Source organism: Streptomyces sp. ATLC9, assembly GCF_057196705.1.
Genome location: NZ_JBXUOY010000262.1, coordinates 1 through 7,125, shown reverse-complemented (window position 1 = coordinate 7,125; position 7,125 = coordinate 1). Strand labels below are relative to the sequence as shown.

General features: G+C 73.9%; 7 protein-coding genes. 3 read left to right on the top strand and 4 right to left on the bottom strand.

Translation table 11 applies throughout. The features are described from left to right. Window positions 1-109: 109 nt before the first annotated feature. On the bottom strand, window positions 110-1,987 hold the full coding sequence (gene lepA / locus AC2CJA_RS21860) for a translation elongation factor 4 (protein WP_484604380.1): 1,878 nt from the start codon (window positions 1,985-1,987) through the stop codon (window positions 110-112). Window positions 1,988-2,211: 224 nt separating this feature from the next. Here lepA and rpsT point away from each other — a divergent pair, with 224 nt between their 5' ends. Continuing rightward, complete coding sequence (gene rpsT, locus AC2CJA_RS21855) at window positions 2,212-2,478, top strand: 30S ribosomal protein S20 (RefSeq protein WP_484604379.1); 267 nt, start codon at window positions 2,212-2,214, stop codon at window positions 2,476-2,478. Between the two features lie 235 nt (window positions 2,479-2,713). Here rpsT and holA read toward each other — a convergent pair whose 3' ends face one another. Beyond that, window positions 2,714-3,706: a DNA polymerase III subunit delta gene (gene holA / locus AC2CJA_RS21850; protein ID WP_484604378.1), complete on the bottom strand. Its 993-nt coding sequence runs from the start codon at window positions 3,704-3,706 to the stop codon at window positions 2,714-2,716. A gap of 121 nt (window positions 3,707-3,827) precedes the next feature. On the opposite strand from holA, the gene AC2CJA_RS21845 reads away from it, so the two are divergent. Beyond that, window positions 3,828-4,073 carry a hypothetical protein gene (locus AC2CJA_RS21845; RefSeq protein WP_241713763.1) on the top strand — a complete coding sequence of 82 codons (246 nt, stop codon included), beginning with the start codon at window positions 3,828-3,830 and terminating at the stop codon, window positions 4,071-4,073. 49 nt (window positions 4,074-4,122) lie between these two features. Here AC2CJA_RS21845 and AC2CJA_RS21840 read toward each other — a convergent pair whose 3' ends face one another. Continuing rightward, a complete protein-coding gene (locus tag AC2CJA_RS21840; protein ID WP_484604377.1) occupies window positions 4,123-4,653 on the bottom strand; it encodes a DinB family protein in 531 nt (176 codons plus the stop codon). Here AC2CJA_RS21840 and AC2CJA_RS21835 point away from each other — a divergent pair. Further along, window positions 4,646-4,849, top strand: coding sequence for a hypothetical protein (locus tag AC2CJA_RS21835; protein WP_484604376.1), 204 nt, complete (start codon window positions 4,646-4,648; stop codon window positions 4,847-4,849). The genes AC2CJA_RS21840 and AC2CJA_RS21835 overlap by 8 nt on opposite strands. Before the next feature lie 84 nt (window positions 4,850-4,933). Here the strand turns inward: AC2CJA_RS21835 and AC2CJA_RS21830 are convergent. After that, window positions 4,934-7,125: ComEC/Rec2 family competence protein (locus tag AC2CJA_RS21830; protein WP_484604375.1), on the bottom strand; the 2,192-nt coding region annotated here is incomplete at its 5' end.

The following is a 7,125-nucleotide window of genomic DNA, read 5'->3' as shown; positions in this document are numbered from 1 at the left end:
CCGCGGACCCGTGCGGGTCCGCGGACGCCCAGCGGACGCTCCGTCCCGCGGCTGCCGCCCGCGTGCCGGCCCGTGCAACCGGGTCCGGGCGGCCGGGTCCGGGCGGGACCTACTTCTTGCCCCTGGCGTCGCCTCCGCCGTCGGAGTCCGAGGAGAGCGCGGCGATGAAGGCCTCCTGCGGGACCTCCACCCGGCCCACCACCTTCATGCGCTTCTTGCCCTCCTTCTGCTTCTCCAGCAGCTTCCGCTTACGGGAGATGTCGCCGCCGTAGCACTTGGCGAGCACGTCCTTGCGGATGGCGCGGACAGTCTCGCGGGCGATGACGCGCGAGCCGATGGCGGCCTGGATGGGCACCTCGAACTGCTGGCGGGGGATGAGCTCGCGCAGCTTGGAGGCCATCCTGACCCCGTAGCTGTACGCCTTGTCCTTGTGGACGATCGCGGAGAAGGCGTCCACCTTGTCGCCGTGCAGCAGGATGTCGACCTTGACCAGGTCGGCGGTCTGCTCGCCGGTCGGCTCGTAGTCGAGCGAGGCGTAACCGCGGGTCTTGGACTTGAGCGCGTCGAAGAAGTCGAAGACGATCTCCGCCAGCGGAAGGGTGTAGCGCAGCTCGACGCGGTCCTCGGACAGGTAGTCCATGCCCAGCAGGTTGCCGCGCCGCGACTGGCACAGCTCCATCACGGCGCCGACGAAGTCGTTCGGCGTCAGCACCGTCGCGCGGACGACCGGCTCGTGCACCTGGGCGACCTTGCCCGTCGGGTACTCGCTGGGGTTGGTGACGATGTGCTCGGTGCCGTCCTCCATGTCCACGCGGTAGACCACGTTGGGCGCGGTGGCGATCAGGTCGAGTCCGAACTCGCGCTCCAGGCGCTCGCGGATGACCTCCAGGTGCAGCAGGCCGAGGAAGCCCACGCGGAAGCCGAAGCCGAGGGCGGCGGACGTCTCCGGCTCGTAGACCAGCGCGGCGTCGTTGAGCTGGAGCTTGTCCAGGGCGTCGCGCAGCTCGGGGTAGTCCGACCCGTCCAGCGGATACAGGCCGGAGAACACCATCGGCTTGGGGTCCTTGTAGCCGCCCAGCGGCTCGGTGGCCCCCTTGGAGAACTGGGTGATGGTGTCGCCGACCTTGGACTGGCGCACGTCCTTCACACCGGTGATCAGATAGCCCACCTCACCGACGGACAGGCCGTCGGCGGGCAGCATCTCCGGGCTGTTGGTGCCGATCTCCAGGAGCTCGTGGGCGGCGCCGGTCGACATCATCTGGATGCGCTCGCGCCTGGAGAGCTTGCCGTCGACGACCTTCACGTACGTCACGACGCCGCGGTAGGCGTCGTAGACCGAGTCGAAGATCATCGCGCGGGCGGGGGCGTCCGCGACGCCGACCGGGGCCGGGACCTGCCGCACGACCTCGTCCAGCAGCGCCTCGACGCCCTCACCGGTCTTGGCGGAGACCTTCAGCACCTCCGACGGGTCGCAGCCGATGAGGTGCGCCAGCTCGGCGGCGAACTTCTCCGGCTGGGCGGCCGGAAGGTCGATCTTGTTGAGGACGGGGATGATCGTGAGGTCGTTCTCCATCGCCAGGTAGAGGTTGGCGAGCGTCTGGGCCTCGATGCCCTGGGCGGCGTCGACCAGGAGGATGCACCCCTCGCACGCGGCCAGCGAGCGGGACACCTCGTAGGTGAAGTCGACGTGCCCGGGGGTGTCGATCATGTTGAGGATGTGGGCCGTCCCCTTGTCCTCGCCCTCGGTGGGGGCCCACGGCAGGCGGACCGCCTGGGACTTGATCGTGATGCCGCGCTCGCGCTCGATGTCCATGCGGTCGAGGTACTGGGCGCGCATCTGGCGCTGCTCGACGACACCGGTGAGCTGGAGCATCCGGTCGGCGAGCGTCGACTTGCCGTGGTCGATGTGCGCGATGATGCAGAAGTTGCGGATCAGCGCCGGGTCGGTACGGCTCGGCTCCGGCACGTTCGATGGGGTCGCGGGCACGCAGGGTCCTGTCGGGTCATGGCTCGGATCGGTACGTCTCCCCCATCGTCCCATGAGTGGCGCTTACGGTCCGGTTTGGGAGCCGATCAGGCCTGCTGGTAGCCTGGGCGACTGTGTCTCAACGCCCTCGCGCGGGGCCCGGCGCGCGAACGGATGCGACGGGACCGCACGGGGAGACGACGGGACACCGAATCACACCTCATCACACCCGAGAAGGCTCCTTCGTGGCGAACATCAAGTCCCAGATCAAGCGGATCAAGACCAACGAGAAGGCCCGCCAGCGCAACAAGGCGGTCAAGTCCGAGCTGAAGACCGCGATCCGCCGCACCCGTGAGGCGATCGCCGCCGGTGACGCCGAGAAGGCCGTCGAGGCCGCGCGCGTGGCCGGCCGGAAGCTGGACAAGGCCGCCGGCAAGGGCGTGATCCACAAGAACCAGGCCGCCAACAAGAAGTCGGCGCTGGCCCAGAAGGTCTCCGCTCTCAAGGGCTGAAGCCCCCGGGCCGTCTGCCGGCGGCCCCACCCCGGTGCCGGGACGGACTCCAGCGGACCCTCTCACCGCTCCGTGCCGGCCCACCGCGCCGCACGCGGCCTGCGTTCGCCACGCGGGTGCGGCGCACCGAGAAGTTCCGGGCCGAGAGCCTGACGCGTACTGCCCGCCGTGATCCCCCACGGCGGGCAGTACGCGTTCCGCACGCACTCCCGCGCGCCGCTTCTCACGCCCCGCCTCAGCGGGAGCGGGCCGCACGGGCGATGGTGATGACGGCCTTCTCCAGGGCGTACTCCGGATCGTCCCCGCCGCCCTTGACCGCCGCGTCGGCCTCGGCCACCGCGCGCAGCGCCGCCGACACACCGCCCGCCGACCAGCCGCGCATCTGCTGGCGGACCCGGTCGATCTTCCACGGCGGCATGCCCAGCTCACGGGCCAGGTCGCCGGGGCGCATCCCGCGCGGGGCCGACATCAGCCTCCCGATGCCCCGCACCCCCTGGGCCAGGGCGCTGGTGACCAGCACCGGGGCCACACCCGTGGACAGCGACCAGCGCAGCGCCTCCAGCGCCTCGGGCAGCCTGCCCTCCACCGCCCGGTCGGCGATGGTGAAGCTGGACGCCTCGGCACGCCCGCTGTAGTAGCGGGCCACGATCGCCTCGTCGATGGTGCCCTCGACATCGGCGGTGAGCTGGGAGCAGGCACTGGCCAGTTCACGCAGATCGCTGCCGAGGATCTCCACCAGCGCCTGGCATGCCTCCGGTGTCGCCGAGCGCCCGGCGGCGCGGAACTCGCCGCGCACGAACGCCTGCCGGTCGGCGGGCTTGGTCATCTTCGGGCAGGCGACCTCGCGCGCACCCGCCTTGCGGGCGGCGTCCAGCAGCCCCTTGCCCTTGGCGCCGCCCGCGTGCACCAGCACCAGGGTGATCTCCTCGGCCGGTGAACCCAGATACGCCTTGACGTCCTTGACCGTGTCGGCGGCGAGGTCCTGCGCGTCCCGGACGACCACGACCTTGCGCTCGGCGAACAGGGACGGGCTGGTCAGCTCCGCCAGCGTGCCGGGCCGCAGGTCGGCGGGGGCGAGTTCGCGCACGTCGGTGTCGGCGTCGGCGGCCCTGGCCGCGTCGGTCACCCGGCGCACCGCGCGGTCGAGCAGCAGATCCTCCTGGCCCACCGCGAGCGTGACGGGGGCGAGGGGGTCGTCGGTCGAGGACTTCCTGGTTTTACCGGCCATCGCGCACCAGCATCCCACGAGCCGCCGACAGCCCCGGCCGCGCCGGGGCCACCGCCGGGGGCCACCGCGGCAGTCCGGGCCTGTCCGCCGGCCGCCCCGGCGGCTGTCGCACAATGGCGCGGTGGACCACGTACGACACATCCTGGTGCTCCCCGACCGCGACGCCGCGCAGGAGGTGGCCGAGGAGATCACCGAACGGCTCGGCCTGGCGGAGGAGCCGCGGCCGGTCCGCGAGGCGCTGGCGGGCGAGGACGACGCGGAGGACGCCCAGTGGCTGATCGTCCTCGACGATCCGGGCGGCGCGTACGACCCGGCCGGACTGGACGCCCTCGCCGCCGAGTACGACGGCTGGCTGGAAAGGGACTGAGGCCGGCGGGGGCGGGAGTAGGGGCGAACGGGCCCGGAGGCGGACCGCCTCAGCCGGGGGACGCGGCGCGCAGCATCCGGAGCTGGCCGATCTCGGCGGCGTTCTTCATCAGCTCGGAGTTCACCCACGCCGCCATGTCGGCGACCGTGTACCCGGCCCCGTCCGGCCACGGGAAAGGGGCGGCGGCGTCCATGCCTGCCTCGGTGAGGCCTTCCAGCACTTCCAGCCAGTGCGTGCGCAGACCGCGCAGCCGCTCGACGGCGGCCTTCCCCTCGCCCGGCCGGACGATGTCGCCGCGCCCGCGCGGCGTCCGGCCCCGCGCGTGGTCGGACGCCGTGCCCCACCACCAGCCGATGTGCCAGCTCAGCCAGGCGATCGTGGGGACCGGGACGGGATCGGGCTCGGTGTCCGCCCAGTCCGGCACCCACTTGCCTCCCGCGTCCGGGCGCACCGTCCAGCACTGCCGGGGAGCGGGCTCCCAGAGGAAGTCCTCGGGCTCCAGGCGTTCCAGGTGGTACTCGAACAGCGCCCAGGTCAGGTCGAACCGGCGGCGCAGCAGGTCGCGTCGGGATGTGTCCACCGTCCGACTCTGGCACGCCACGGCCCGGGCCGGAAACGGAATACCCGGGCGGGAGGCGGACGCGTTCGCCGCGAAGCTGGGCCGGGATCCGCGCGGGAGGCCCGGATGGGTCCACCTCCGGCTGCGGCCGGAGGGGCTGCTGGCCTGGCGCGAGGAGAACGAACCGGCCGACCGGGAGCTGATGCGCGACGGGTGATGGCTCACGCACTGACGGTCCTTCGGTCCGTGAGCCGGAGCGGGAGACGGCCCTCGCCGCGCCGTCGGCCGCCCCGGCGGCCCTTCAGCCCGACGCGGCCACCGTCCCGTCCGCGGTGACGGCCAGGGAGCCGTGGGTGTCGGTGCGCACAACGGCGGAGCCCAGGGCACGCAGTCCGGAAAGAAGCCCCGGGGACGGATGCCCGTAGGGGTTGTCCTCTCCGCAGGAGACGAGGGCCACCCGGGGGCGCAGCCGTTCCAGCAGGGCCGGTTCCTGATGGGCGGAGCCGTGGTGGGCCACCTTGAGGACGTCCACCGCGGGCAGGTCGGGGCGTGCCGTCAGCAGGCCGCGCTGCGCCGGGGGTTCGAGGTCGCCGGGGAGGAGGACGGTCAGGCCGGCCGTGCGGACGAGGAGGGTGACACTGGCGTCGTTGGCGTCCTCGCCCGAGGCGGAGGGCGGTCCGGGCGGCGGCGGCCGACGGGGCCAGAGCACTTCCCAGGACAGGTCGCCGATGCGGCGCCGCTCCCCCGGGCCCGCCCCGACCACCGGCACTCCCGCGCGGGCGGCCTCGCGCCGTACCGCCGCCGCCTGCCCGGCCGGCTCGCTCCGGGTGGTGGTCTGGATCGCCCCGACCGCACGGCCCCGTAGCACCCCGGCCAGCCCGGCGACATGGTCGGCGTGGAAGTGGGTGAGCACCAGCAGGGGGATGGCGGTGACACCGAGGGTGCGCAGGCAGCGGTCCACCGTCTCCGGCTCGGGACCGGCGTCGACGACCACGGCCGCGCCCTCCCCGGCCGCCAGTGCCAGCGCGTCCCCCTGACCCACGTCGCAGACCGCCAGCCGCCATCCCGGTGGCGGCCAGCCGGTGAGCGGACGGACCAGCGGGGCGGGGCGCAGGACCGCCAGTGCCAGCAGCACGGCGCAGGCCGCGCACAGCCACCGGTGCCGTACCAGGTGACGGGCGGTCAGGACCACCGCCGCGGTGAGCGCGGCCAGCAGCAGCGCGCCGGTCCAGCTGCCGGGCCAGTCGATCTCGGCTCCGGGCAGGGAGGCCCCCGCCCGGGCGATGGCGGCGACGGCCCCGGTGGGCCAGCCCGCCAGCCGGGCCAGCCACTCGGCCGCCGGCGGCGCCAGAGGCGCCGTGAGCAGGGCCGCGAAGCCGAGCACGGTGGCGGGCGCGACCAGGAACTCGGCCAGCATGTTGCACGGGATCGCCACCAGGCTGACGTGGGCCGCGAGGACCGCGACCACGGGCGCGCACACCGCCTGCGCGGCTGCCGCCGCCGCCAGCGCCTCGGCGAGCCTGCCCGGCACGCCCCGGCGGCGCAGGGCCTCGCTCCAGCGGGGGGCGACGGTGAGCAGCGAGCCGGTGGCCAGGACCGAGAGGACGAAGCCGAAGTCGCGGGCCAGCCACGGGTCGCAGAGCACGAGCAGCAGTACGGCGGCGGCCAGGGCCGGCAGCAGGGACCGCCGCCGTCCGGTACCGATCGCGGCGATGGTGATCAGCCCGCAGGCCGCTGCCCGCAGCACGCTGGGCTCGGGGCGGCAGACCACCACGAAGGCGAGGGTGAGCAGTGCTCCGGCGACGGCGGTGGCGCGCAGCGACATCCCCAGCCTGGGTGCCATGCCCCGGCGTTCGGCGCGTACGGCTCTGCCCGGTGGTCCGATGAGCAGCACCAGCAGGATCGCGAGGTTCGCCCCGCTGACCGCCAGCAGATGGAGCATGTCGGCGGCCCGGAAGGCGGCGTCGAGGTCGGCCGGAACGCGCGAGGTGTCCCCGACGACCAGCCCGGGCAGCAGCGCCCGCGCGTCGCCGGGCAGCCCGTCACTGGCCTCCCGCAGCCCGGATCGCAGCTCTCCGGCGGTGCGCTGGAGGGCCGTCGGCCCCGCGGTCACCGTGGGCGGCCCGCCGGTGCTCACCCTCAGGACGGCGGCGATGTCGCGGTTCCCGGCCCCGTCGTCCCGAGGTGGCAGGAGCCGCGCCCGGAGCCGCAGCCGGGTGGTGGGCAGCAGATCCAGCCACTCCGCCGGCGGCCCGGCCGCCGAGTCCCTCCCCCGCACCAGGACGAGCACCGGCGACCGGGTGGCGGTCACCGTGCCGTCGGCGGTGGTGACGCGCAGGGCCTCGGCGCGCAGCATCACGGTGCCCGCCAGTTGCTCCGAGCCGTGTACACGGGGCCGGACGACGCGCGGGTCACCGGTGACGGCCACCTCGGCGGCGATGTGCGCGTACTGCCGGGCCGCCGCCGGCAGGGGGCCGCGGTGCAGGTCGGCCG

Bases quoted from the DNA above. Each gene is read 5' to 3' on its own strand.
- holA (WP_484604378.1), bottom strand. From the start codon at position 3,706: ATGGCCGGTAAAACCAGGAAGTCCTCGACCGACGACCCCCTCGCCCCC.